The organism is Mesorhizobium sp. KR2-14 (assembly GCF_040049255.1).
Classification (GTDB): Bacteria; Pseudomonadota; Alphaproteobacteria; order Rhizobiales; family Rhizobiaceae; genus Pseudaminobacter.
Map to the genome: position 1 here is coordinate 106,463 of NZ_JBDZDR010000010.1, position 23,427 is coordinate 129,889.

Below are 23,427 nucleotides of genomic sequence, written 5' to 3' on the forward strand. Positions count from 1 at the left end.
GCCAAGGAGACATACCCCCATGAAGTTCTTCGTCGATACGGCCGACGTCAAGGAAATCCGAGAGCTCAATGAACTCGGCCTGCTCGACGGCGTCACCACCAATCCGTCGCTGATCCTCAAGTCCGGCCGCAACATCGCCGAAGTGACCAAGGAAATCTGCGACATCGTCGAGGGCCCGGTTTCGGCCGAAGTGGCTGCGACCGAATATGCCGAGATGATGAAGGAGGCGGAGGTTCTCTCCAAGATCGCCGACAACATCTGCATCAAGGTGCCGCTGACGCTCGACGGACTCAAGGCCTGCAAATCTCTGACCTCCGACGGCCGCCTGGTGAACGTCACGCTTTGCTTCTCCGCCAATCAGGCGCTGCTGGCCGCCAAGGCCGGCGCCACCTTCATCTCGCCTTTCATCGGCCGCCTCGACGACATGGGCTTCGACGGCATGGAAGTGATCGCCGAAATTCGTCAGGTCTATGACAATTACGGTTTCGACACCGAAATCCTGGCGGCCTCGATCCGCACCGTCGAACACGTCAAGCGCGCCGCGCTCATCGGCGCCGATGTTGCCACCATCCCGCCGGCAACGCTGAAGGCGCTGGTCAAGCACCCGCTGACCGACAAGGGCCTGGAAATGTTCCTGGCCGACTGGGCCAAGACCGGCCAGAAGATCGCCTGATAGCTTGGGCGCCGGCTGGCCGAGGCCGGTCGGCGCTTGACCGACATGCATCCGCAAGCGGATGCATTGAAAACCCGAGAGCCCTTTGCATGTCCGGAAAGGACGCGCAAAGGGCTCTCTTTTTGGTGGGTGTTCGGTCCTGGCGGTCTCAAATGCCCGCGCCACAACGGCACCGGCATCGCCCTCTGTCAGATCCTGGTGAGATCCTGGGCAATCGCCAGCCGCAGAACCTCCGCCAGTTCGCGCGCCGCCCGGTCCTCGGCATCACGCTCGGCGCGCAGGGCCGCAAAGGACTGTCGCGGAATGTCGAAAGACGACGTGATGCTGCGCTTGCCCAGCCCGACCACCCTGCCCGTGGCTATTTCCCGCAGGACGTAGTTCGAGGTCAGCGTCATCGTGCCGGCAGTCGGCTCGTCCTCGGTCGGACGCTGGACGACGGCAGCCGCAGCCTTGCGCTGGGTGACATCGAGATCCAGCGAGTAAAGCGGGGTCGCCGGCTGGCCAGCGCCGCCATTGAGGCCGAAGATAAGCTTGTTGCGCACCTGCTGCGCATAGCGGGTCTGCACCGGCTTGACGGCGACCGTGCTCAAGCCCGCAGAAGTCGCCCCGATAGCTGCGCCTTCCGGCGTCGGCGCCACCGAATAGAGCGGCCGGACGGTGCAGGCCGAAGCAGTTGCAACGGCAAGCAACACACCGATGGCCAGGAGACTGCGTGGCAGGGGGGGCCTGGAGTTGCGCGTCTGGTCAGGCAACGACATTGACGATCCTTTGCGGCACGACGATCACCTTGCGCGGCGTCTTTCCTTCCAGCGCCTTCTGGACCGACTCCAGCTCCAGCACTGCCTTTTCGACCGCAGCTTGGTCTGCGTCGCGGGCAATTGTCAAATCCGCACGCTTCTTTCCGTTGACCTGCACCGGGTAGGTGAAGTCGTTGTCCACCACCAATGCCGGTTCGAACTGCGGCCAGGAGCGTTCCGCGACCAGATCCTTGCCGCCGAGCGCTGCCCAGCATTCCTCGGCCAGGTGCGGCATGAAGGGCGCGATGAGATGCACGAGGATTTCAGATGCCTCGCGCGCCGCAGCCTTCAGCGCGTCGTCGCCCTTGCCTTCGGCGATCTCGCCCACCGGCCCCGCAAGGGCATTGGTGAGTTCGTAGATGCGCGCGATGGCGCGGTTGAAGGCAAGCTTCTCGACATCCTCGCCGACCGCCTTGAGCGCCTTGTGCGCGGCCTTCGAAACCGAGCTGGCAGCACCGTCGCGCGCCGGAGCCGGCTGGACGCCGGCAAGCGCCTCGGCTGCCATGGAAATCACGCGCCAGACGCGCTGCACGAAGCGATGCGCGCCGGCCGCGCCGTCGTCTGTCCACTCCACGTCGCGCTCCGGCGGCGAGTCCGACAGCATGAACCAGCGCGCGGTGTCGGCGCCGTAGCCGTCGGTGATCTCTTCCGGGCTCACCGTGTTCTTCTTCGACTTCGACATCTTCTCGAGCGTGCCGATGGTAGCCGGCTTACCCGTGGCGATCTCGACGGCGTGGCGTGTCGTCCCGTCGGTCTCCAGCCGCACCTCGGTCGGCGACAGCCAGCGGCCGTCCTCGGCCTTGTAGGTCTCGTGCACCACCATGCCCTGCGTGAACAGGCCCTTGAACGGTTCGGCGAGGTCCAGATGGCCCGTGTCGCGCATGGCACGGGTGAAGAAGCGCGAATAGAGCAGGTGCAGGATCGCGTGCTCGATGCCGCCGATATACTGGTCGACCGGCAGCCATTCATTTGCAGCCTTGGGGTCGGTCGGCTCGTTTTCCCACGGCGCGGTGAAGCGGGCGAAATACCAGGACGAGTCGACGAAAGTGTCCATCGTGTCGGTTTCGCGGCGCGCGTCCTTGCCGCAGTTCGGGCACTTCACATGGCGCCAGCTGGCATGACGGTCGAGCGGATTGCCCGGCTTTTCGAAGTCGATGTCGTCCGGCAGCTTCACCGGCAGGTCGGCGCGCGGCACCGGCACCGTGCCGCAATCCTCGCAGTGGATCATCGGGATAGGGCAGCCCCAGTAGCGCTGGCGCGAGATGCCCCAGTCGCGCAGGCGGAAATTCACCTTGCGCTCGCCCACGACGTGGTTGCCGATGGACTTCTCGCCCAGGCGCTTCGCAACCTCTTCAAAAGCCTGCTTGGGCTTCATGCCGTCCAGGAAGCGCGAATTGATCATCACGCCGTCGTCGGTATAGGCTTCCTCGGTGACCTGGAAGGTCGCCGCATCCGCGCCTTCCGGCATCACCACCGGGATCGCCGGCAGGCCGTATTTGTTGGCGAAGTCGAGGTCGCGCTGGTCGCCCGAGGGGCAGCCGAAGATCGCGCCCGTGCCGTAGTCCATCAGCACGAAATTCGCCACATAGACCGGCAGCGTCCAGCTGTCGTCGAAGGGGTGGACGACACGGATGCCGGTGTCAAAACCCTTCTTCTCGGCGGTTTCGAGAACTGCCACCGAGGTGCCCATGTGATGCACGTCCTCGATGAAGGCGGCAAGCTCGGGGTTTTTCTCGGCGGCCTTCTTGGCCAGCGGGTGGTCGGCGGCAACCGCCATGAAGGAGGCGCCGAAGATCGTATCGGGGCGGGTGGTGTAGACTTCCAGCTCGGTCTCGCCATTGGGCGCGGTGCCTTCGGCGATCGCCCAGCGGATCAGCATGCCTTCCGAGCGGCCGATCCAGTTCGACTGCATGGTGCGAACCTTCTCGGGCCAGTCGTCCAGGCCTTCCAGGGAATCCAGCAGGTCCTGCGCATAGTCGGTGATCTTGAAGAACCACTGCGTCAGCTCGCGCTGCTCGACCAGCGCGCCCGAGCGCCAGCCGCGCCCGTCGATGACCTGCTCGTTGGCGAGCACCGTCATGTCGACGGGGTCCCAGTTGACCTTTGACGACTTGCGCGTGACCAGCCCCTTCTCGACCATGTCGAGGAACAGCATCTGCTGGCGGTGGTAGTAGTCGACGTCGCAGGTGGCGAACTCGCGCGACCAGTCGATCGACAGGCCCATCACCTTCAGCTGCGCGCGCATGGTGGCGATGTTGTCGTAGGTCCAGTCCTTGGGATGGACCTTGTTCTGCATGGCGGCGTTCTCGGCCGGCATGCCGAAGGCATCCCAGCCCATCGGGTGCAGCACGTTGAAGCCCTTGGCGCGCTTGTAGCGGGCCACCACGTCGCCCATCGTGTAGTTGCGGGTGTGACCGATATGGATGCGCCCCGACGGATAGGGGAACATCTCCAGCACGTAGTATTTCGGGCGCGGGTCGTCGTTCTTCGCTTCGAAGAGCTTCTTGGCGTCCCAGGCCTTCTGCCATTTGGGCTCGGTCGCGCGCGGATTGTATCGTTCGGTTGCCATCGGATGTTTTTCACTTAAAAGCGTGCATGGAACCGGGGCGAAAACCCGCGGTTCAGGAAATCGTTGTCGGGTGTTCATCATGGATTCCCGGACCCGTCAACTCCGGCAGGGCCGGAGCCGGGCAAAAAGCAGCAGGGCCAGGGCATGGAAAAGTCGGTGGAACAGCTTCTCGAGGTCAAGCGAAAGATTGCCGCCGCCGAGCGCGAGGCGGAGCGCCCGGATGGCTCAGCAACGCTTGTGGCCGTCTCCAAGACCTTCGATGCCGACGCCATCCACCCCGTGCTCGAAGCGGGCCAGCGTGTGTTCGGCGAGAACCGCGTGCAGGAAGCGCAAGGCAAGTGGCCGGCGCTGAAGCAGGAATTCCCGGATATCGAACTGCACCTCATAGGCCCGCTGCAATCCAACAAGGCCAAGGAAGCCGTCGCCCTGTTCGACGTCATCGAAACCGTCGACCGCGAGAAGATCGCCGCAGAGCTGGCCAAGGAGATTGTCAGGCAGGGCCGCGCGCCAAAGCTCTACGTCCAGGTCAACACCGGCTCGGAGCCGCAGAAGGCCGGCATCGAGCCGCGCCAAGCGGTGGAATTCGTCAAGCGCTGCCGTGACGTTCACAATCTCGCGATCGAAGGCCTGATGTGCATCCCGCCGGCGGAGGAAAACCCCGGCCCGCACTTCGCGCTGCTCGAAAAGCTGGCGCGGGAGGCCGGGGTCGAGAAGCTGTCCATGGGTATGTCTGGCGACTACGACATCGCCGTCGCATTCGGCGCCACCAGCGTGCGCGTCGGCTCGGCGATTTTCGGCGCCAGGTAACTCCCGTGGCGGCGGGCCGCGCCAGCCTTGCCATACTGGACGAACAAACAAAAAGGCCGGAGTAACCTCCGGCCTCTTTCATTTGCGCCCCGTTGAAGCTCAGTCGACGGAGACGATCTTGCCGTCTTCCCACTTGAACAGCGAGAAGCTCGGCGAGCTGAGGTCGCCGTTTTCGCCATAGGTCAGCTTGCCGATGGCAGTGGCAATCGGCTCGCCCGACTTGATCGCAGCGGCGACCGCTGCCGTATCGTCGGCCTTGCCGGCCTTTTCGATGCCCGCCTTGAGAACCTCGACCGCCGCATAGGCGTTGAGCGTGAAGGCTTCCGGCGGAACGCCCTTGTCCTTCAGCACCTGCACGGCTTCGGCCGAATCCGGGTTCTTCAGCGCATCGGTGGCGTTGGTGAACAGCGTGCCGGCAGCCGCCTGGTTGCCGATCGCCCAGTATTCGGTGTTGGAGAGGCCTTCGCCGCCGATGATCTGCGCCGTCACGCCGGCGTCGGCGAGCTGGCGGGCAAGCAGGCCGCCTTCGGGGTGGTAACCGCCGAAATAGATGACCTCGGCGCCGTCCTTCTTCAGACGACCCACAATGGCCGAGAAGTCCTTCTCGCCCGCGGTAAGCCCTTCATAAAGCACTTCGTTGACGCCGCCGGCATTGAGAACGGACTTGAAGGAGTCGGCAAGCCCCTTGCCGTAGGTTCCCTTGTCGTGGATGACGGCGATCTTCTTGTCCTTCATGTGCTCGAGGACGTATTTGGCCGCCACCTCGGCCTGCTGGTCGTCGCGGCCGCAGGTGCGCAGCACATTGGCCAGGCCACGGTTGGTCAGATCCGGCGCGGTGGCGGTCGGCGTCACCATCAGCACGCCGTTTTCGGCGAAGACGTCCGAAGCGGGCATCGCAACGCCCGACGTCACCGGGCCGACGACATAGTGTACGCCGTCACCCACCAAATTGTTCGCGGCCGACACGCCCTGCTTGGGATCGCCGGCATCGTCGGCCAGCTTGAGCACGACCTTTTCGCCGAGAATGCCGCCATTCTTGTTGATCGTGTCCACGGCCGCCTCGGCGCCGTTCTTCACCTGGTCGCCATAGGCGGCGACGGGACCGGTCAAAGGCGCCACCAGGCCGATCACGACATCCGCACGCGCGGACGACGCCGCAACGACCAGGGACGCGGCGAATGCAACGCCGGCAAGCAGTTTCTTTGTATTCACGTCAATCCTCCTCCGAATAACCTCAGAAAACCCTCAGGAATACTGGGCTCGACCAAGTCTGTATTCGCGCATAGCCATTCGCCGTCGCATTGGCAATCAGCCACGCCCGACAGGTCACAGGCTCATAGCCTAGCCCAGCATGGCCGCACCAACAATGGCGCTACCGGCGCCAGCGTGTTTCCTCTACGTCAATGCATCACCCGGGCTTCACGCCATGCGCTCGGGAGAGACCCTTTTTGCCTTGCGGGTGTAGTAATGCGACACGCGGGGATGGTGGCCGAGCGACGGCGGCCGATAGCCATTGCCCTCAAAGCGCTTTTCGATTTCATGGCACAATGCTGCCCGGTCGACCGCCTCGGCCATGATGGACCGGGTGCCGGGGGTCCAGAACCTGCCGAAACCCGTCCGCTCGTCATGGGTCCGGCCAAGTACCTTGCCATCGGCTGTCACGGGGATGGGAATCTGAAGCCCGACGAGGCTGCGCAGGCGGCCCAGCATCCATGCCAGCGCCAGATCGGCCAGCCGATTGTCATCGCCATAGCCGCCGCCGACATCGGAATGCACGCCCGGGAACCAGCATTGTTCGATGATCTGGCCGGAACCGCTGGCGTCGTCCCACAAGACGGGAGCGAAGACCTTGCGGTTCTCGTCGATCGACAAGGCGTGGAGCCCGACAGGAACGCGGGTGGACAATTCCGTGTCGTGGAACTCGTGCCGATAGGGGTTCACCACGTTCATGATGCCGGGCAACCCCAGCGCCTTGACGGTATCGAAGACGCCGATCACATCAGGCGCCACCGGGGCAGCACCATATTTGCTGGCAAAAGCTTTCCCGGCCGATTTCCGCTGCGCCGCATCCCTGATCTTGTAGGCCGCGACCGCCTCCTCGGCGATCTGCCGGCGGCGGGCGGCGTCTTGGCTGTTCCTGTCTTGCGAAAGCCGGACACCGCCCTCCAGGGTCGCAATGCCGCATGTCGAAAGCACGCCGCCAAGGCACCGCACGGTATAGGCGCCGCGGCTGAAGCCGAAGAAACCGATCCTCATGCCGGGCTCCCAGCGCTCCATCAACGCTTCGTAGCACTCGACGATATTGGCCGTGATGCCCCAGCCGGTTGCCTTGCTCCACAGGTTGCGCAGCTTGCGGGTCAGGGAGTCGGCTCCGGCAGCCAGCGCCTCGTCGTCGTCCGCAGGCTCCGGAGGGGCGCCAAGACCCGCGTCATAAAACACTTCGAAGCCCGGCAGTCCTTCCGCGGCGAGAAACATGCGAAACACATTTGTGTTCAGGGCAGAGGCATCGTCCCTCACGCCACGCTGGCCTGTGCCATCGGAGAAGATCAGGCACCATTTTTCGTCAGACATGAGCACCCCCGAAAAAGAACCCAATGGAAGCTTACTAACAACACCTCCATTCAGCAATGGAATCTGCTGCCAAGCAGCAATATTGCTCGCGGCTCAAGTGTGCCATTTATGAAAAACGCGATCTATTGATCGCAAAACCGGGACCAATTCTTACATCAATCAATGCGGCAGCAGGAATTCGCCGTCGACGTTGCGCCATTCGTTCGGGGCAATGAGCCGCCTGTGCACGTAACGGACCGAATGCAGGGGCCCCTCGAGCCTCTCCTCCCAGAAGCGGATGAACCGGAACAATCCAGGGAACTCGGGCGCCAGGTCGTAATCCTGCCAGACGAATGTCTGCAGCAGATGCGGATGATCGGGCATGTGGTAGAGAAACTGCGCCGTTGTGAGCCCATAGCCGTTGAGCATGAGTTCCAGTTCGGAAATATCCTGCATGGCCTTTCACCCGCCTCCTTCCGATTTATCCCACTATAGCGGATCATACGGCTGGATGTTCCAACGTCAACGTGAACGCGCCCCGCGCCAAAGGGTTTCAGGCGTCAAATCAATAACTTGGCAGCACTCGTAAAGAAGAGTGCCAGTGCGGGGCGGACGAGTGCCGGAGCTTGCGTTTTCCTCGACGCCGGGCATTCTCCGGGTCTAATATTGTTACTATTGGCGGAATGATATTAATTGAGCCCGAACATGGAGCGCGCCACCGCGCGGTCGGTGCGCGAGAATCGTGGGGAGTGAAAATGTCCGATACCAATGTCTACCGCGTTCAGCCCGGGTGGAAGAAGAACGCGCTGCTCGACGACGAAACCTACCTCAAATGGTATGCCGAGAGCGTGAAGAACCCAGACAAGTTCTGGGGCAAGCACGGCAAGCGGATCGACTGGTTCAAGCCCTACACCAAGGTGATGAATGCCTCGTTCTCGGGCAAGGTCTCGATCAAGTGGTACGAGGACGGCGTCACCAACGTCTCCTACAACTGCATCGACCGCCACCTGAAGAAGCGCGGCAACCAGACCGCCATCATCTGGGAGGGCGACAACCCTTACGACGACAAGAAGATCACCTATAACGAGCTTTACGACCACGTTTGCCGGCTGGCCAATGTGCTGAAGAAGCACGGCGTGAAGAAGGGTGACCGCGTCACCATCTACATGCCGATGATTCCGGAAGCCGCCTATGCGATGCTGGCCTGCGCCCGCATCGGCGCCATCCATTCGGTGGTGTTCGGCGGCTTTTCGCCCGACGCGCTGGCCGGCCGTATCGTCGACTGCGAATCCACCTTCGTCATCACCGCCGACGAGGGACTGCGCGGCGGCAAGACCGTTCCCCTGAAGGACAACACCGACAAGGCCATCGACATCGCCGGGCGGCAGGGCGTGGTGGTCAAGAATGTGCTGGTGGTGCGCCGCACAGCCGGCAAGATCGCCTGGTTCTCCAATCGCGACCTCTGGTACCACGACGAGACCGCGGCGGCGAAGCCGGACTGCAAGCCCGAGAACATGAAGGCGGAGGACCCGCTGTTCATCCTCTATACCTCCGGCTCGACCGGCAAGCCCAAGGGCGTGCTGCACACCACCGGCGGCTATCTCGTCTATGCCGCGATGACCCACCAATATGTGTTCGACTACCATGACGGCGACATCTACTGGTGCACGGCCGATGTCGGCTGGGTGACGGGCCACAGCTACATCCTCTACGGCCCGCTCGCCAACGGCGCCACGACGCTGATGTTCGAGGGCGTGCCCAACTACCCGACGCCGGGCCGGTTCTGGGAGGTGGTCGACAAGCACAAGGTCAACATCTTCTACACCGCCCCCACCGCGATCCGCGCTTTGATGGGCGCCGGCGACGATTGGGTTCAGAAGAGCTCGCGCAAGAGCCTGCGCGTGCTTGGCTCGGTGGGCGAGCCGATCAACCCGGAAGCCTGGCAATGGTATTTCAATGTGGTCGGCGAGAAGAAGGTGCCGATCGTCGACACCTGGTGGCAGACCGAGACCGGCGGCATCCTGATCACGCCGCTGCCCGGCGCCACCGACCTCAAGCCCGGCTCCGCCACCCGGCCCTTCTTCGGCATCGTGCCGGAACTGGTCGACAATGAGGGCAATGTGCTGGAGGGCGTGGCCGACGGTAATCTGTGCATCGCCCGCTCCTGGCCGGGGCAGATGCGCACCGTCTATGGCGACCACGAGCGCTTCATCCAGACCTATTTCGCCACCTACAAGGACAAGTATTTCACCGGCGACGGCTGCCGCCGCGACGCGGACGGCTATTACTGGATCACCGGCCGGGTCGACGACGTCATCAACGTATCGGGCCACCGCATGGGCACGGCCGAGGTGGAATCGGCACTGGTCAGCCACGACAAGGTGTCGGAAGCGGCCGTCGTCGGCTACCCGCACGACATCAAGGGCCAGGGCATCTACAGCTATGTCACGCTGATGGACGGGGTGGAGGCGAGCGAGGATCTGCGCAAGGAACTCGTCGCACATGTGCGCAAGGAGATCGGCCCGATCGCTTCGCCCGACAAGATCCAGTTCGCGCCGGGCCTGCCCAAGACGCGCTCGGGCAAGATCATGCGCCGCATCCTGCGCAAGATCGCCGAGGACGATTTCGCAGCCCTGGGCGATACCTCGACGCTGGCCGACCCGGCCGTTGTCGACGACCTGATCCAGCACCGGCAGAACAAGAAGGCATAACTCGCCACTTGCACAGCGGATCACCGGCCCCCACATTGGGCGACATGTTCAACCAATCGAAAGGAGGTGATCCGATGTCGAGTGATTTCGTTTTCCTGCGTGAGGTCTCGGCGGATTGCCTTCGCGGGGAGCAGCCTCTCCGTTGAAGTGCATGACGTGCGGCAGGCGAGCTCTTGAGAGCCCTTGCTGACGACCGCACGCCGGACGAAAGAACGGGCCGCCGCTTCACAGGAAGCGGCGGTCTTTTTTGTCTCCTGTCGACAGCGGCCAGATGTCAGAAGTCGCTGGCGATGCCTTTTATTTCCCAGTCGCCATAGCGCACCGGTTCCTTGCCGCCGCGCCCGCCCAGCTCGCGCGGCAGTGACGCCTCCTGCTCGAGATAGGCCTTTCGGCGCGCCTCGGCTTCCTGCAACGCCCGCTCGGCGGCCGGCGTCAGTTTCTTCGGTTCGGGCGTGGCTTCGGCGGCCTCCATTTCGGCGCCTTTTGCGAGTTGCTCAGCCATGGAAACTCCTGGCGATGTGATTGAAACCTGACGAGTTGCTACCCATCATATAGCCAAAGATGGACCTGGGATCGACTCGTTCCGGCGGGCCCCAACTGGAGACCACGAATGAATCTCATTCGCACCGCAATGCTGTTGGCCTTCATGACCGCGCTGTTCATGGCAGTTGGCTATCTGATCGGCGGCGCCAACGGCATGATGATCGCCTTCCTGATCGCTGCGGCAACAAACCTGTTCAGCTATTGGAACGCCGACAAGATGGTTCTGAGCATGAACCATGCGGTCGAGGTCGACGAGCGCAGCGCCCCGGAATACTACGCCATAGTGCGCGAGTTGGCGAAAAGGGCGGGCCTGCCCATGCCCAAGGTCTATCTCATCGACAATCCGCAGCCCAATGCCTTCGCCACCGGGCGCAACCCGCAGAACGCGGCGGTCGCGGCCACCACCGGCCTGCTGGAACGGCTCTCGCACGAGGAAGTAGCCGGCGTGATGGCGCACGAGCTTGCCCATGTGCAGAACCGCGACACGCTGACCATGACGATCACCGCCACGCTGGCCGGCGCCATCTCCATGCTGGCCAACTTCGCCTTCTTCCTCGGTGGCGGAAGCAACCGCGAAAACAACAATCGGCTAGGCATGGTGGGCATGCTGGTGGCGGTCATCGTCGCGCCCTTTGCCGCCATGCTGGTGCAGATGGCGATCAGCCGCACCCGCGAATATTCGGCAGACCGCCGCGGCGCGGAAATCTGTGGCCAACCGCTGTGGCTGGCTTCAGCCCTTGACAAGATCGCCCGCAGCGTCGAACGCATCCACAACCCCGAAGCAGAGCGCAATCCCGCCATGGCGCCTCTATTCATCATCAATCCGCTTTCCGGCGAGCGCATGGACAATCTGTTTTCAACCCACCCCGACACCGAAAATCGCATAGCTGCGCTGCAGGAAATGGCCCGTGAAGGCATGGGCGGCGGCGGCATGAGCAGCCGCGACGTGAACATTCGTCCGAGCGCGCCGCGCGACACCGCTCCGCGCGGCGAAGGCGGACCATGGGGCTCGCCTAAGCCTTCGGAGCCCGATTCCGGGCCTTGGGGACGCAATCCCACCGGGCCGAAGGGTCCGTGGTCGTGAAGGTGGACGAGCGGCGGCGCGCGAAACCCAAATCGTCAAGACCGGCAGCCCCCGAACGCGAGGGCGGCAATGGCGCGCCCGGCCTTGCCGCGCGCAAGGCCGCGGCCAAGCTGCTGGCGGCAGTCATCGACGCCCATACCTCGCTCGACGGGCTCACCGACCACGATCATGGTCATCCGCAGTTTCGCGCACTCGACATGCGCGACCGCGCGCTGGTTCGCGCCATACTGGTCACCGCGCTGCGCTACCGGCGCACCATTGCAAATCTAATTGCCGCGAGGCTGGAGCGGCCCCTGCCGGCCAATGCCACCGCATTGTCCCATATATTGCATGTGGCGGCCGCGCAGATCCTGTTCCTCGACATTCCCGACAGCGCCGCGGTCGACCTTGCCGTCACCCACGCCAAGAGCGATCCGCGCACCGCGCGCTTCTCGGGCCTGGTCAACGGGGTGCTGCGTTCGATCGCGCGCGGCAAGGAGGCCGAGCTTCCGGCCACGCTGGCCTCCACGCAGGATGCGCCCGACTGGTTTCGCGACCGCCTTGTGGCGGCTTACGGCGCTGAAACCGCCACTCGCATCCTCGACATGCACCGCATCGAGGCACCCGTCGACTTCACGGTGAAATCCGATCCCGAAGGCTGGGCCGAAAAACTTGGCGGCATCGTCCTGCCCACCGGCTCCGTCCGCGTCGGGCGTCTTGCGGCAGACGTGCCGGACCTGCCCGGCTTTGCCGAAGGCGAATGGTGGGTGCAGGATGCCGCTGCCGCTCTGCCGGCTCGCCTGTTTGGCGATGTCGCTGGCCAGCACATCGTTGATCTCTGCGCCGCACCCGGCGGCAAGACGGCCCAGCTTCTTTTGGCCGGCGCGCGCGTCACGGCCATCGACAATTCCAAAAACCGGTTGGCGCGGCTGGAGCAGAACCTTGCGCGGCTCGGCTACTCGGCCCGGACGGTGCATGCGGACATTCTGAAATTCGAGCCCGAAGAACTATTCGATGCGGTTCTTCTGGATGCTCCCTGCTCGTCCACCGGAACGGTGCGCCGCCACCCCGACGTGCCCTGGGCCAAGACGCCCGAGGACATCGCCAAGCTTGCCGACCTGCAAACCCGTCTCCTTGCCCGAGCCGTCTTGATGGTGAAGCCCGGCGGCCGCATCGTTTTTTCCAATTGTTCGCTCGACCCGCTGGAAGGCGAGGCGATGCTCACAGCATCGCTCTCAGGATCGACGTCGATTGCCAACGACGCTGTCCAGCCCGGCGAGGTCCCGGGAATTGACGCTTTCCTGACCCCGCAAGGCGCGCTTCGCACCACGCCGGCAGACCTCGACATGGGAAAGCCCGAACTTTCCGGGCTCGATGGTTTCTTCGCAGCACGCCTGCGGCGGCTGGCGTGAGACGGGCACAACTACGCGCTATGGTTGTAATGCAAGGCGAGCACTTATCCACAGCTGTAGATTGTGGTTAATTTCGCCTTCGCATCAGGCGTTGAATCAGATAAAAATTTCTCTTTTCGATTGCATTCCTTGGAGGGACGGTTTTTGTCGATTGCGGCAGGCAACACGGCAGAGCTTGGGACGCTCTTAGCCAAGGAGCTTTGGCGCAAGACCCGCCTCCGCCTGCGCGTGGGCCCGATCTATCGCTGGCGCTTTTCCGGGCGCACGCCCGAGCGCGTGCTGATCGCGCCGCCGGACCTGCGCCTTGCCGACCAGCAGATAGCGCTGGAAATCTACTACGGCCGTTTCCCCTTCGCCGGCCATATGGTCGAGACCGGCGGCCAATCGCCCTTCCACGTCGAAGTGCCCCATCGCGGCTGGAACAGATCGCTGCATGGCTTCCGCTGGCTGCGCCACATGCGCGCCGCAGGCACTGAGCTGGCCGCAGCCAATGCGCGGGCACTCGTGGGCGACTGGGTCTCCACCCATGGCGGCCATATTGCCGGCACCGCATGGGACCCGGCCATCACCGCCAGGCGCATCATTGCCTGGCTGCAGCATTCCTCGGTCGTGCTTCAGGGGGCGGAGTTCCCTTTTTACCGCAGTTATCTGAAGTCGCTGGCGCTGCAAATTCGCTATTTGCGCTCGATGGCGCGCGAGATGCCGGATGGCGAGGAAAGGCTGCGGGCCCGGATAGCACTCGCCTTTTCCGCCTTGTCGCTGCCTGCGCCGGCGTCGGCGCTGCGCAGCGCCACGCGCAATCTTTCCGAGGAACTCGAGCGGCAGATCCTGCCGGATGGAGGCCATATCTCGCGCAACCCGATGGCAGTGCTCGAGTTGCTGGCCGACCTTCTGCCGCTGCGCCAGACCTATGCCAACCAAGCCGAAGCGCCGCCGGAAGCACTAATCGGGGCGGTTGAACGCATGCTGCCGGCGCTGCGCTTCTTCCGCCACCAAGACGGTAGCCTCGCGCGCTTCAACGGCATGGGCGTGACAATTCACGACCGCATCGCCGCTATCATGCGCCACGACGAAACGGCCGGCGCGCCGCTGCTGCACGCACCGCACTCCGGCTACGAGCGGCTTTCGATGGGCCGCACAACGGTGATCGCCGATACGGGCCTGCCGCCACCGAGCGAGGTTTCGAACAAGGCCCATGCCGGCTTCCTGTCCTTCGAGATGTCGGCCGGCCGGCAGCACTACATCGTCAATGCGGGGATCGACGCCTACGGCGCGGAAGAACTGCGCCCGCTGTCGCGCGCAACCGCCGCCCATTCGACTGCCGCCCTGAACGACAGCTCGTCGGCGCGCTTCAACCATTCGCCGCGCGTCCACGACCTGCTCGGCGCGCTGCTGATCGGCGGCCCGAGACAGGCTTCCTGCGAGCGCACAGACGCTTCTGGAACGCAGGGTTTCGTGGCCCGCCACGACGGCTACGCGGCGCGTTTCGGCATATGTCACGAGCGCGAAATGAAACTATCTGCCGAAGGCGCGCTTGTCTCCGGCGCGGATCGTTTCCTGCGCGAGGACGGCGCGCGCCCGCTCAACGATGGCCGCGACCACGTCACGATCCGCTTTCACCTGCATCCGGACGTTGAGTTGCTGCGCGGCGACAATGGGCAGCTTGTGCTCTCCGCGGCCAACGCCGCGCCTTGGATTTTCACCTGCCACGAGGTCGTGCCGCAGGTGGAGGAATCGATCTTCTTCGCCGGCGTGGGCGGTCCGCGGCGCAGCCGCCAGATCGTGCTGTCGTTCAGGGCCTCGCAGCTGCCCGAGGTCCACTGGCAGCTTGCGCAGGCCCATGGCGCTGCCGCCCAGCACGGCTAGAGCATCCGGCGGCTCGACTCGCAGCGATTTTACCTTTGCGGCGTTTGAATTCGGGGGTGGCTGTGCTAGGCCGCCCGCATCCAGCAAAACCAGCCCGAAAGGCCCGCTCCCATGGCCGTCGCCTCCAAGAAAATCCCCGCCCCAGACCTGGTTCCCGTTCGCCGCGCATTGCTGTCCGTCTCCGATAAGACCGGCCTGATCGACTTCGCCGCAGCGCTTGCCAAGGCAGGCGTCGAGCTGGTGTCGACCGGCGGCACCGCCAAGGCGATCGCCGCCGCCGGTATCGCCGTGCGCGACGTTTCCGAGCTCACCGGTTTTCCCGAGATCATGGACGGTCGCGTGAAGACGCTGCACCCTTCGGTCCATGGCGCGCTGCTCGGCGTGCGCGACGACCCCGAGCATGCCGAAGCCATGCACGCCCACAACATCCAGCCCATCGACCTGGTGGTGGTGAACCTCTACCCCTTCGAGGAAGTGCGCCAGTCCGGCGGCGACTATGCCTCGATCGTGGAGAACATCGACATCGGCGGGCCAGCCATGGTGCGTGCCTCGGCCAAGAACCACGCCTATGTCGCCATCGTCACCGATCCGGAAGACTACGCGCCGGTCCTGAATGCGCTGGAGCTGAACACCGGCAGCCTCTCCTACGAATTCCGCCAGAAGCTGGCGGCCAAGGCCTTTGCCCGCACCGCGGCCTATGATGCGGCGATCTCGGGCTGGTTCGCCGACGCGCTGGCCATCGAGCATCCCACCTGGCGCGCCTTCGGCGGCAAGCTCGAAAACGTCATGCGCTATGGCGAGAACCCGCACCAGCAGGCGGGCTTCTATGTCACCGGCGAGAAGCGCCCGGGCGTCGCCACCGCCAGGCAGTTGCAGGGCAAGCAGCTGTCCTACAACAACATCAACGACACCGACGCCGCGTTCGAGCTGGTCGGCGAGTTCGACCCGGCGGCTTCAGCTGCGGTCGCCATCATCAAGCACGCCAACCCTTGCGGCGTCGGCGAGGGTGCTAGCCTGAAGGACGCCTATCTCAAGGCGCTGGCCTGCGACCCGGTCTCGGCCTTCGGCGGCATCGTCGCGGTGAACCGCCTGCTCGACGCGGAAGCCGCGGAGGAGATCGTGAAGACCTTCACCGAAGTGATCATCGCGCCCGAGGCCAGCGAGGAGGCGCAAGCCATCATCGCCGCCAAGAAAAACCTGCGGCTGCTGGTGACCGGCGGCCTGCCCGACCCGCGCGCGCCCGGCATGGGGGTGAAGTCGGTGGCCGGCGGCTTGCTGGTGCAATCGCGCGACAATGCGGTGGTCGACGATTTCGAGCTGAAGGTGGTGACCAAACGCGCGCCGACCGAGCGCGAGATGGCCGATTTGCGCTTCGCCTTCCGCGTCGCCAAGCACGTGAAATCCAATGCCATCGTCTATGTGAAGGACGGCGCGACCGTGGGCATCGGCGCCGGCCAGATGAGCAGGGTGGACTCCTCGCGCATTGCCGCGCGCAAGTCGCTGGACGCGGCCGAGGCGGCGGGCATGGCCGAGCCGCTGACCAAGGGCTCAGTGGTTGCCTCCGACGCCTTCTTCCCCTTCGCCGACGGCCTGCTGTCGGCCATCGAGGCGGGCGCCACGGCGGTCATCCAGCCGGGCGGCTCGATGCGCGACGACGAGGTGATCGCCGCCGCCGACGAGCATGGCATCGCCATGGTGTTCACGGGGGTTCGGCATTTCCGGCACTGAGGCCGCTCCCGAGCAAGTAAGTACCCCCACCCCTTACCCCTCCCCACAAGGGGGAGGGGACGATTTCGTCGCGTAGCTATCAAGAAGGGCGGATGGTGGCGCTGAGAGATCGGGCGTCACAGTCCCCCCTCCCCCTTGTGGGGAGGGGTCAGGGGTGGGGGTATTCAAGATTCCCCCACCCAAAAAGCACTCACTTCGCCCTGTCCGCCGGATAGGGCGTCGGCCACAGCACCGCCATGCCCACCACCAGGAACACGACGATGACCGTCATGCCGAGCCTCGGCGTGCCGGTCATGGCCGTGATAGTGGCATAGAGGAACGGCGCCAGGAAACTCGTGGCGCGGCCGGCAAGCGCGTAGATGCCGAAATAGCGCCCCGCCTCGGCCGGCGTCACGCTGCGCGCGAGATAGGAACGCGAGGAAGCCTGCACCGGTCCGAAGGCAAGGCCGATCAGCAGCCCATAGAGAATGTAGGCCTTTTCCGCGGGCGTGGCGAAGAAGCCGCCGGTGTCGGCTCCGTCGAGCTGCAGCGCGCCGAACAGCGTGTAACCCGGCCCAGTGGAAAGGATGCCAAGCGTCGCCACGATCAGCATGGTCAGCGCGATCATCACCACCTTCTTGGAGCCCAGCGCCGTGTCGAGCCGGCTGGCTGCCAGGCAGCCGAAGATCGCCACTACGTTGAGGATGATGCCGAACAGGCCGATCTCGGTGATGGACCAGCCGAACATGGCGGCCGCGAACACACCGCCCAGCGCCAGCAGCGCGTTGACGCCGTCCTGGTAGATCATGCGGGCGACGAGGAAGCGCAGGATGCCGCTGCGCCGGCGCACTTCGCCGAGCGTCGATTTGAGCTCGGCGAGGCCGGCGCGCACCGCCGGCCGCAGCGCCTTGCCCTTGGCGCCATCGGGCGTGAGGAGGAACATCGGCAGGATGAAGACGAGATACCACAGCGCCGAAAGCGGGCCGGTGGCGCGCGCATCCTCACCCAGCTTCGGATCGAGGCCGAACAGCGGCTCGGCGCCGATCAGCGTGAGGCCTGTTTCCGGCGAGCCGGCCAGGAACAGGATCACGAAGACCAGCGCGATCATGCCGCCGACATAGCCAAGCCCCCAGGCGATGTTCGACACACTGCCGATCTCGGCCTTGGGCACCAGCCGCGGCATCATGGAATCGTTGAAGACGATGGAGAACTCCGCCGCCACAGAGGCGAGCGAGAAGAACAGGATAACCGGCAGCAGCGGCGAGCCGGGCGCCGCATACCAGAGCATGCACAGGCTGAAGATCTTGATCACCGCGAAAAAGGCGATCCAGGGCTTGCGCTGGCCGGTGTGGTCGGCAATCGAGCCGAGCACCGGCGAAAGAATGGCGATCGCGAAGCCGGCCGCCGCTATGCCATAGCCCCAGGCCGCCTGGCCCATGGCCGGATCGGTCGCCATACGGGACACCACATAGGGGCCAAAGATGAAGGTGGTGACCACCGTGAAGAAGGGCTGCGCCGCCCAGTCGAAGAACATCCAGCCCCAGATGCCGGCGCGCGACGCCCTGCTGCTCTCCATGCTGACCTCGGCCATGTCCCCTCCCGTGCAGGACGCGGCGCATCCTGCATGGATGCGCGCGGGCGGTTCTGCTCCGAACCGCTTCGTGTGCCTGTTGTCGACGGCCAGCGGGCGGCCGTCAACCGGTCAAATCGCTCATCAGCCCGGAAGCCACGGTCAGACGGGAGACGCTGATGTCGCCGCCCTCGGTCAGCCCCTGCAGGCGCTCGCGGACCCGCAGGACGCGGCCGCCGCCGGTCTCCAGCCACGCCGCCACCGGATCGGCCGCCGCGCCGAAGCCGGCCAGCGCCGCCACCGCCACGCGGCGCCGGGCGGCATCAATGGTGTCGGTGGCGCGCGACAGCGCCAACTCGTCATAGTAGTCCGAAGGCGTGATGGCCCGCGCGGCATCTTCCATGCGCGCGATGCGGAAGGCATCGCTGACCGCGAAGAAGGCTTTTGCCGCCGTCGCGAGGTCGGACCTGGCGGCCTGCGCCACCAGCGATATGTCCGGGATCAGCTCGGCAATGTCGCCAAGCGCAAGGCGCTCCGCCAGCCCTTGCGGAGCCCCGGCTGCCACCAGGTCGTCGCGGCGGGCGGCCAGGCGCGCCTTGCTGAAAGCCGGCAGCAGCTCGGCCAGTCTCGGCTCCAGCGCCCGGCGCGCCTCGGCAAGCGCTGCGATCTCCCGGTCGATTGGGCCTTCGCCCGCCGCATTGCGCAGATACCAGCTGGTAGTAACGAAGATCAGCCGTCCGACGGACTGGTAGAGGTCGAGCTGGACCTGCCCGTCGATGCAATTGTCGAGCGCGTCGATCTCGCGATAGAGCGTGGGCAGGTCAAAACCTTCCCGCACCCCCACGAAGGCGCGCACCACGTCGGCCGCACTGCAGCCGGTGTTTTCCTGCAGGCGGTTGACGAAGGAAGGACCGCCGCGATTGACCACATCATTGGCCAGCACGCGCGCGATGATCTCGCGGCGCAGCCGGTGGGCCCTGATCTCGTCGGCATATTTCTTCGTCATCAGATCGGGGAAGTACCCCATCAGGTCGCGCTCGAAATGCGGATCGTTCAGAAGGTCGCTGCCGACGATGTCGTAGAACAGCACGATCTTGGCATAGGCGAGCAGCACGCCGAGCTCGGCCCGGGTGAGCGGCTCGCCGCGCGCTTCGCGTTCGGCAAGTGCTGCCGCCGAAGGCAGGAACTCGACCGCGCGGTCGAGCAGGCCGCGCGCCTCCAGCGCGTTCATGAACCGGCCCTGATGGGCGATATCCGCCAGACCGCGCTGGCGTTGCAGCGATAGCGCCAGCGTCTGCTGGTAGTTGTTGGCGAGCACCAAGTCGGCGACCTCGTCGGTCATCTCGGCCAGCAGCTTGTTGCGCGTGGGCCGGGTCAGAGCCCCTTTCCGCATGGCCGAGGCAAGCGCGATCTTGATGTTGACCTCGAGGTCCGACGAATTCACACCGGCCGAATTGTCGATGGCATCGGAGTTGCAACGGCCGCCCCGCAGGCCGAACTCGATGCGCGCGCGCTGGGTGACGCCGAGATTGGCGCCCTCGCCGATCACCCTGGCGCGCACCTCCGCGGCAGTGACGCGGATGGCATCATTGGCGCGGTCGCCTACTTCCAGATTGCTCTCGCCGGTGCCGCGCACATAGGTGCCGATGCCGCCGAACCAAAGCAGGTCGACCTCTGCCTTGAGGATCGCGCTGATGATCTCGGTGGGCGAGGCAGTCGTCCTGGCAAGGCCGATGGCCTTGGCCGCAGGCGCCGGCAAGGTCACCGACTTCTGGCTGCGCGAAACCACGATGCCACCCACCGACAATCTGGTCTTGTCATAGTCCTGCCAGCTCGAGCGCGGCAGCGCGAACAGCCGCTTGCGCTCCGCAAAGGCGGCGGCCGGGTCCGGATCGGGATCGATGAAGATATCGCGATGGTCGAAGGCGGCGATGAGACGCGTCTGCTGCGATAGCAGCATGCCGTTGCCGAACACGTCGCCCGACATGTCGCCCACGCCCACCACTGTGAAGGGCGAGGTCTGGATATCGCGGTTCATCTCGCGGAAGTGCCGCTTCACCGCTTCCCAGGCGCCGCGCGCGGTGATGCCCATCTTCTTGTGGTCGTAGCCGGCCGAGCCGCCAGAAGCGAAGGCATCGTCCAGCCAGAAGCCATGCGCCTCGCTGATGGCGTTGGCCGTGTCGGAGAAGGTGGCCGTGCCCTTGTCGGCGGCGACCACGAAATAAGGGTCGTCGCCGTCGCGGCGCGTTACGCCCTCGGGCGGCACGACCTGATCGCCTTCGATGTTATCGGTCACGGAAAGCATGCTGGAGATGAAATTGACGTAAGCCGCCTTGCCGGCCTCGAACACCGCGTCGCGGCTGCCGCCCACGGGCAGGCGCTTGGGATAGAAGCCGCCCTTGGCGCCCACCGGCACGATGACCGCGTTCTTCACCTGCTGCGCCTTGACCAGGCCCAGCACCTCGGTGCGATAGTCCTGCGCCCGGTCGGACCAGCGCAAGCCGCCGCGCGCAACAGGACCGAAGCGCAGATGCACGCCCTCGACCTCCGGTCCATAGACGAAGATCTCGCGCCACGGCCGTGGCTCGGGCAGGCCGTCTATCGCGCGCGAGTCCAGCTTGATCGCCAGCGACTGGCCCTCCTGCTTCATATCACCCACGAAATAGTTGGTGCGAACCGAGGCTACGATGAGGTTGAGGTAGCGCCGGATGATGGTGTCGTCATCGATGCTCGGCACCTGCTCCAGGGCATCCTTGATCGATGCCTTGATGTGCATGGCCGTCACGTCGCCGTCTTTCGCAGTCGGGTCGAAGCGTGCAACGAAAAGCTCGAACAGGGCGCGTGCGATCTGCGGGTAACGGTTCAGCGCGGCGGCGATGAAATCCTGGCTCTGCGAAATGCCGGCCTGCTGCAGGTAGCGCCCATAGGCGCGCAGGATACCGATTGCCGGCGGCGGCAGCGCGGCTGTTTGCGCCAGCGCATTATAGCCGTCATTGTCGGCATCGCCGCGCCACACCGACAGGAACACTTGCTCGAACAGCGCTCCATCGTCCGAGAGGTCGACCGGTCCCTTGAAAGCGTTCTCCAGTTCCATGTCGTGGATGAAAACGGGGCCGCTTGCGTCGTTCCCCACTTCGAAGGTGCGCTCGCTGATCACGCGGAAGCCGGCATTTTCCAGGATCGGGACGCGCCGCGACAGCGCCACCGGCGTGCCATGATGATAGATCTTCAGCGACGCCTGCTCCGGCGTCTGGCCATGGTCGCGGTAGAAGTCGACGGCGATCGGCTTGCCGGCGTCGATCGAGACGATCTGGCGCGCATCTGCCAGGGCCTGTTCGGGCGTGAAGCTGTTGCGGTAGCTTTCGGGGAACTGGCCCGCGACCCTCGCCAGCCCCGTATCGGTACCGGTCGCTGCCGCGGCCTCCACCAGCGCATCCTGCCAGGTGCGCACGATGTCGCGGATCGCCGCTTCGATCCTGGCCTGCTCGACCTCGGGCGTCTTGCCGCCTGAACGGCCGATGATGAAGTGAATGCGTGTCAGCCGGCCGTCCGGGAACGCCGGGTAAAAGGCTGAGACCCGACCTTCGAACACGGTCTTCAGATATGTGCCAATTTTTTCGCGAACGTCCGAATCGTAGCGGTCGCGCGGCACGAAAACGAGCACCGAAACGAAGCGGTCGAACTGATCTGCGCGCACCAGGGCGCGCACGCGCGGCCGCTCGGTCAGGCCCAGGATTGCCTCGGCGTTCCTGCTCAGGGTCGGGATCGAGGTCTGGAACAGCTCGTCGCGCGGATAGCTCTCCAGCACGTTCATCAGCGCCTTGCCGGAATGGTCGGCGGGGTCGAAGCCGGAAGCGTCGAGAACAGTCCGCGCCTTTGAGCGCAGATAGGGGATATTCATCACCGAGCGCGTATAGGCGGTCGAGGTGAACAGGCCGACGATGCGAAGCTCGCCGGCCAGCCTGCCCTTCTCGTCATAGGTCTTCACCCCGATGTAGTCGAGATAGGCGCGCCGGTGCACCACCGACTTTCCGTTGGCCTTGGTGACGATCAGCGGGTCCGGTCCGTGCAGGAAAGCCCGGATTTCCGGCGTGGTGATGCTGTCGCCGCCGGCGTCGCGCCGCAGCACCAGCACCTCGGGACTGGCGAGGATGCCGAGCCCGGGCTTGCCGGCCCGATCCAGAGTGCCGGTCCTCTCGCCACCCGTGTAGCGGAACTCACGCATTCCGAGGAAGGTGAAATTGTCATCGCGCAGCCATTCGAGGAAGGCGATGGCCTCCGCCACCGCGTCCTTCTCCAGCGGCGTCTCGCCGCGGCGGAACTGCGAGATCGTATGATCTAGCAGCGCCAGCATCGGCTTCCAGTCGGTAACCGCCTTGCGCACCTGCGCCAGCACCTTGCGCAGCCGCTCCGCCAGCGCCGCCGCCTGCTCCTCGCCCAGCGCCTTCACATGGACATGCACGACGCTCAGCCGGTCGGCGCCACGGTCATCCTCATTATGCAGGCTGCTTTCGCCCAGCACCTCCTCGACACCGTCCGTGCCGTGCCGCACCAGCACGATCGGGTGAGTGACGAGCGTCGGCTCGCCGACGCTGTCGTTGATCTCGCCGAGGATCGAATCGAACAGGAAGGGCATGTTGTCGTTGACGACCGTGATCACTGTCAGGGGGCGACCGTCGAGCTGAACAACAGGATCGCGATCGATGGCGATCACCGTGTCGCCCTTGTGGTGCCCGGTGACGGCGCGTTCGGCCAGTCCCGCCGCCCGCGCAAGTACGGATGCATCATAGGCGGCGACGTCCTCGACCGGCGCGCGAAGCAACAGATAGTCGGCAAGCCTGCCCGTTCCCGGCGAACTTTTCGATGGAGAGGTCTTTGGGGCGGTCGACTTCGGATTGGCGCTGCCTGTCATGATGATGAAACTCCCCCATCATTTCCTCACGCTGTCGCGGTCGAGGTTAACAGAAGAAGTGCATGCGACGCCACGATAACAGATCAAAAAGCGCATCTTCGAGAGGGCGCGCGGCGGGCTCCCAAACGCAAAAAGCCCCGGCTTTGGGCCGGGGCTTTCTGGGTCTGGTTGCGGGGGTTGGATTTGAACCAACGACCTTCAGGTTATGAGCCTGACGAGCTACCGGGCTGCTCCACCCCGCGTCAAC

15 protein-coding genes and 1 tRNA gene are annotated in these 23,427 nt (G+C 64.7%); 7 read left to right on the plus strand and 9 right to left on the minus strand.

Features of this window, described 5'->3' with window-relative positions; translation table 11 throughout:
* The first annotated feature begins 19 nt into the window (after positions 1 to 19).
* Positions 20 to 673 carry a fructose-6-phosphate aldolase gene (gene fsa, locus ABLE86_RS20625; protein WP_348780868.1) on the plus strand — a complete coding sequence of 218 codons (654 nt, stop codon included), beginning with the start codon at positions 20 to 22 and terminating at the stop codon, positions 671 to 673.
* A 188-nt stretch (positions 674 to 861) separates the two neighbouring features.
* Here the strand turns inward: fsa and lptE are convergent, their stop codons facing one another.
* Positions 862 to 1,431: an LPS assembly lipoprotein LptE gene (gene lptE / locus ABLE86_RS20630; protein ID WP_348780869.1), complete on the minus strand. Its 570-nt coding sequence runs from the start codon at positions 1,429 to 1,431 to the stop codon at positions 862 to 864.
* Entirely contained in the window at positions 1,418 to 4,039 is a 2,622-nt protein-coding gene (leuS, locus tag ABLE86_RS20635) for a leucine--tRNA ligase (RefSeq protein ID WP_348780870.1), read from the minus strand. The genes lptE and leuS overlap by 14 nt, the downstream gene beginning before the upstream one ends.
* 144 nt (positions 4,040 to 4,183) lie before the next feature.
* On the opposite strand from leuS, the gene ABLE86_RS20640 reads away from it, so the two are divergent.
* Complete coding sequence (locus tag ABLE86_RS20640; protein ID WP_348780871.1) at positions 4,184 to 4,846, plus strand: YggS family pyridoxal phosphate-dependent enzyme; 663 nt, start codon at positions 4,184 to 4,186, stop codon at positions 4,844 to 4,846.
* Positions 4,847 to 4,945: 99 nt separating this feature from the next.
* On the opposite strand, the gene ABLE86_RS20645 is transcribed toward ABLE86_RS20640, so the two are convergent.
* From ABLE86_RS20645 to ABLE86_RS20655, 3 genes are all read right to left on the minus strand, one after another.
* On the minus strand, positions 4,946 to 6,043 hold the full coding sequence (locus ABLE86_RS20645) for an ABC transporter substrate-binding protein (RefSeq protein WP_348780885.1): 1,098 nt from the start codon (positions 6,041 to 6,043) through the stop codon (positions 4,946 to 4,948).
* 222 nt (positions 6,044 to 6,265) lie between these two features.
* Positions 6,266 to 7,417: a DUF2235 domain-containing protein gene (locus ABLE86_RS20650; protein WP_348780872.1), complete on the minus strand. Its 1,152-nt coding sequence runs from the start codon at positions 7,415 to 7,417 to the stop codon at positions 6,266 to 6,268.
* A gap of 159 nt (positions 7,418 to 7,576) precedes the next feature.
* Positions 7,577 to 7,852: an aspartate-semialdehyde dehydrogenase gene (locus ABLE86_RS20655; protein ID WP_348780873.1), complete on the minus strand. Its 276-nt coding sequence runs from the start codon at positions 7,850 to 7,852 to the stop codon at positions 7,577 to 7,579.
* Positions 7,853 to 8,151: 299 nt separating this feature from the next.
* On the opposite strand from ABLE86_RS20655, the gene acs reads away from it, so the two are divergent.
* The gene (gene acs, locus ABLE86_RS20660; protein ID WP_348780874.1) at positions 8,152 to 10,107 is read left to right on the plus strand and encodes an acetate--CoA ligase; all 1,956 of its coding nucleotides are present in this window, start codon (positions 8,152 to 8,154) and stop codon (positions 10,105 to 10,107) included.
* A 274-nt stretch (positions 10,108 to 10,381) separates the two neighbouring features.
* Here the strand turns inward: acs and ABLE86_RS20665 are convergent, their stop codons facing one another.
* Positions 10,382 to 10,609, minus strand: coding sequence for a DUF1674 domain-containing protein (locus ABLE86_RS20665; protein WP_348780875.1), 228 nt, complete (start codon positions 10,607 to 10,609; stop codon positions 10,382 to 10,384).
* A 108-nt stretch (positions 10,610 to 10,717) separates the two neighbouring features.
* Here ABLE86_RS20665 and htpX point away from each other — a divergent pair, with 108 nt between their 5' ends.
* The 4 genes from htpX (at position 10,718) to purH (ending at position 16,719) form a co-directional block, all read left to right on the plus strand.
* On the plus strand, positions 10,718 to 11,734 hold the full coding sequence (gene htpX / locus ABLE86_RS20670) for a zinc metalloprotease HtpX (RefSeq protein ID WP_348780876.1): 1,017 nt from the start codon (positions 10,718 to 10,720) through the stop codon (positions 11,732 to 11,734).
* The gene (locus ABLE86_RS20675) at positions 11,725 to 13,125 is read left to right on the plus strand and encodes an RsmB/NOP family class I SAM-dependent RNA methyltransferase (protein ID WP_348780877.1); all 1,401 of its coding nucleotides are present in this window, start codon (positions 11,725 to 11,727) and stop codon (positions 13,123 to 13,125) included. Before htpX ends, ABLE86_RS20675 begins: the two co-directional genes overlap by 10 nt.
* 144 nt (positions 13,126 to 13,269) lie before the next feature.
* Positions 13,270 to 14,991, plus strand: coding sequence for a heparinase II/III family protein (locus ABLE86_RS20680; RefSeq protein WP_348780878.1), 1,722 nt, complete (start codon positions 13,270 to 13,272; stop codon positions 14,989 to 14,991).
* A gap of 111 nt (positions 14,992 to 15,102) precedes the next feature.
* Positions 15,103 to 16,719 (plus strand): bifunctional phosphoribosylaminoimidazolecarboxamide formyltransferase/IMP cyclohydrolase, encoded by a 1,617-nt coding sequence (gene purH / locus ABLE86_RS20685; RefSeq protein WP_348780879.1) that lies wholly within the window; start codon positions 15,103 to 15,105, stop codon positions 16,717 to 16,719.
* Positions 16,720 to 16,909: 190 nt separating this feature from the next.
* Here the strand turns inward: purH and ABLE86_RS20690 are convergent, their stop codons facing one another.
* The 3 genes from ABLE86_RS20690 to ABLE86_RS20700 all read right to left on the minus strand — a co-directional run bounded on the left by ABLE86_RS20690 (position 16,910) and on the right by ABLE86_RS20700 (position 23,422).
* Positions 16,910 to 18,289 carry an MFS transporter gene (locus tag ABLE86_RS20690; RefSeq protein WP_348780880.1) on the minus strand — a complete coding sequence of 460 codons (1,380 nt, stop codon included), beginning with the start codon at positions 18,287 to 18,289 and terminating at the stop codon, positions 16,910 to 16,912.
* A gap of 103 nt (positions 18,290 to 18,392) precedes the next feature.
* The gene (locus ABLE86_RS20695; RefSeq protein ID WP_348780881.1) at positions 18,393 to 23,180 is read right to left on the minus strand and encodes an NAD-glutamate dehydrogenase; all 4,788 of its coding nucleotides are present in this window, start codon (positions 23,178 to 23,180) and stop codon (positions 18,393 to 18,395) included.
* A 165-nt stretch (positions 23,181 to 23,345) separates the two neighbouring features.
* Positions 23,346 to 23,422, minus strand: a tRNA-Met gene (locus ABLE86_RS20700).
* Between the last annotated feature and the right edge of the window lie 5 nt (positions 23,423 to 23,427).

Coding starts and splice junctions, on each gene's coding strand:
- lptE (WP_348780869.1), bottom strand. CDS start 1,431: ATGTCGTTGCCTGACCAGACGCGCAACTCCAGGCCCCCCCTGCCACGC.
- ABLE86_RS20640 (WP_348780871.1), top strand. CDS start 4,184: ATGGAAAAGTCGGTGGAACAGCTTCTCGAGGTCAAGCGAAAGATTGCC.
- ABLE86_RS20695 (WP_348780881.1), bottom strand. CDS start 23,180: ATGACAGGCAGCGCCAATCCGAAGTCGACCGCCCCAAAGACCTCTCCA.
- purH (WP_348780879.1), top strand. CDS start 15,103: ATGGCCGTCGCCTCCAAGAAAATCCCCGCCCCAGACCTGGTTCCCGTT.
- htpX (WP_348780876.1), top strand. CDS start 10,718: ATGAATCTCATTCGCACCGCAATGCTGTTGGCCTTCATGACCGCGCTG.
- ABLE86_RS20665 (WP_348780875.1), bottom strand. CDS start 10,609: ATGGCTGAGCAACTCGCAAAAGGCGCCGAAATGGAGGCCGCCGAAGCC.
- fsa (WP_348780868.1), top strand. CDS start 20: ATGAAGTTCTTCGTCGATACGGCCGACGTCAAGGAAATCCGAGAGCTC.
- acs (WP_348780874.1), top strand. CDS start 8,152: ATGTCCGATACCAATGTCTACCGCGTTCAGCCCGGGTGGAAGAAGAAC.
- ABLE86_RS20690 (WP_348780880.1), bottom strand. CDS start 18,289: ATGGCCGAGGTCAGCATGGAGAGCAGCAGGGCGTCGCGCGCCGGCATC.
- ABLE86_RS20655 (WP_348780873.1), bottom strand. CDS start 7,852: ATGCAGGATATTTCCGAACTGGAACTCATGCTCAACGGCTATGGGCTC.
- leuS (WP_348780870.1), bottom strand. CDS start 4,039: ATGGCAACCGAACGATACAATCCGCGCGCGACCGAGCCCAAATGGCAG.
- ABLE86_RS20650 (WP_348780872.1), bottom strand. CDS start 7,417: ATGTCTGACGAAAAATGGTGCCTGATCTTCTCCGATGGCACAGGCCAG.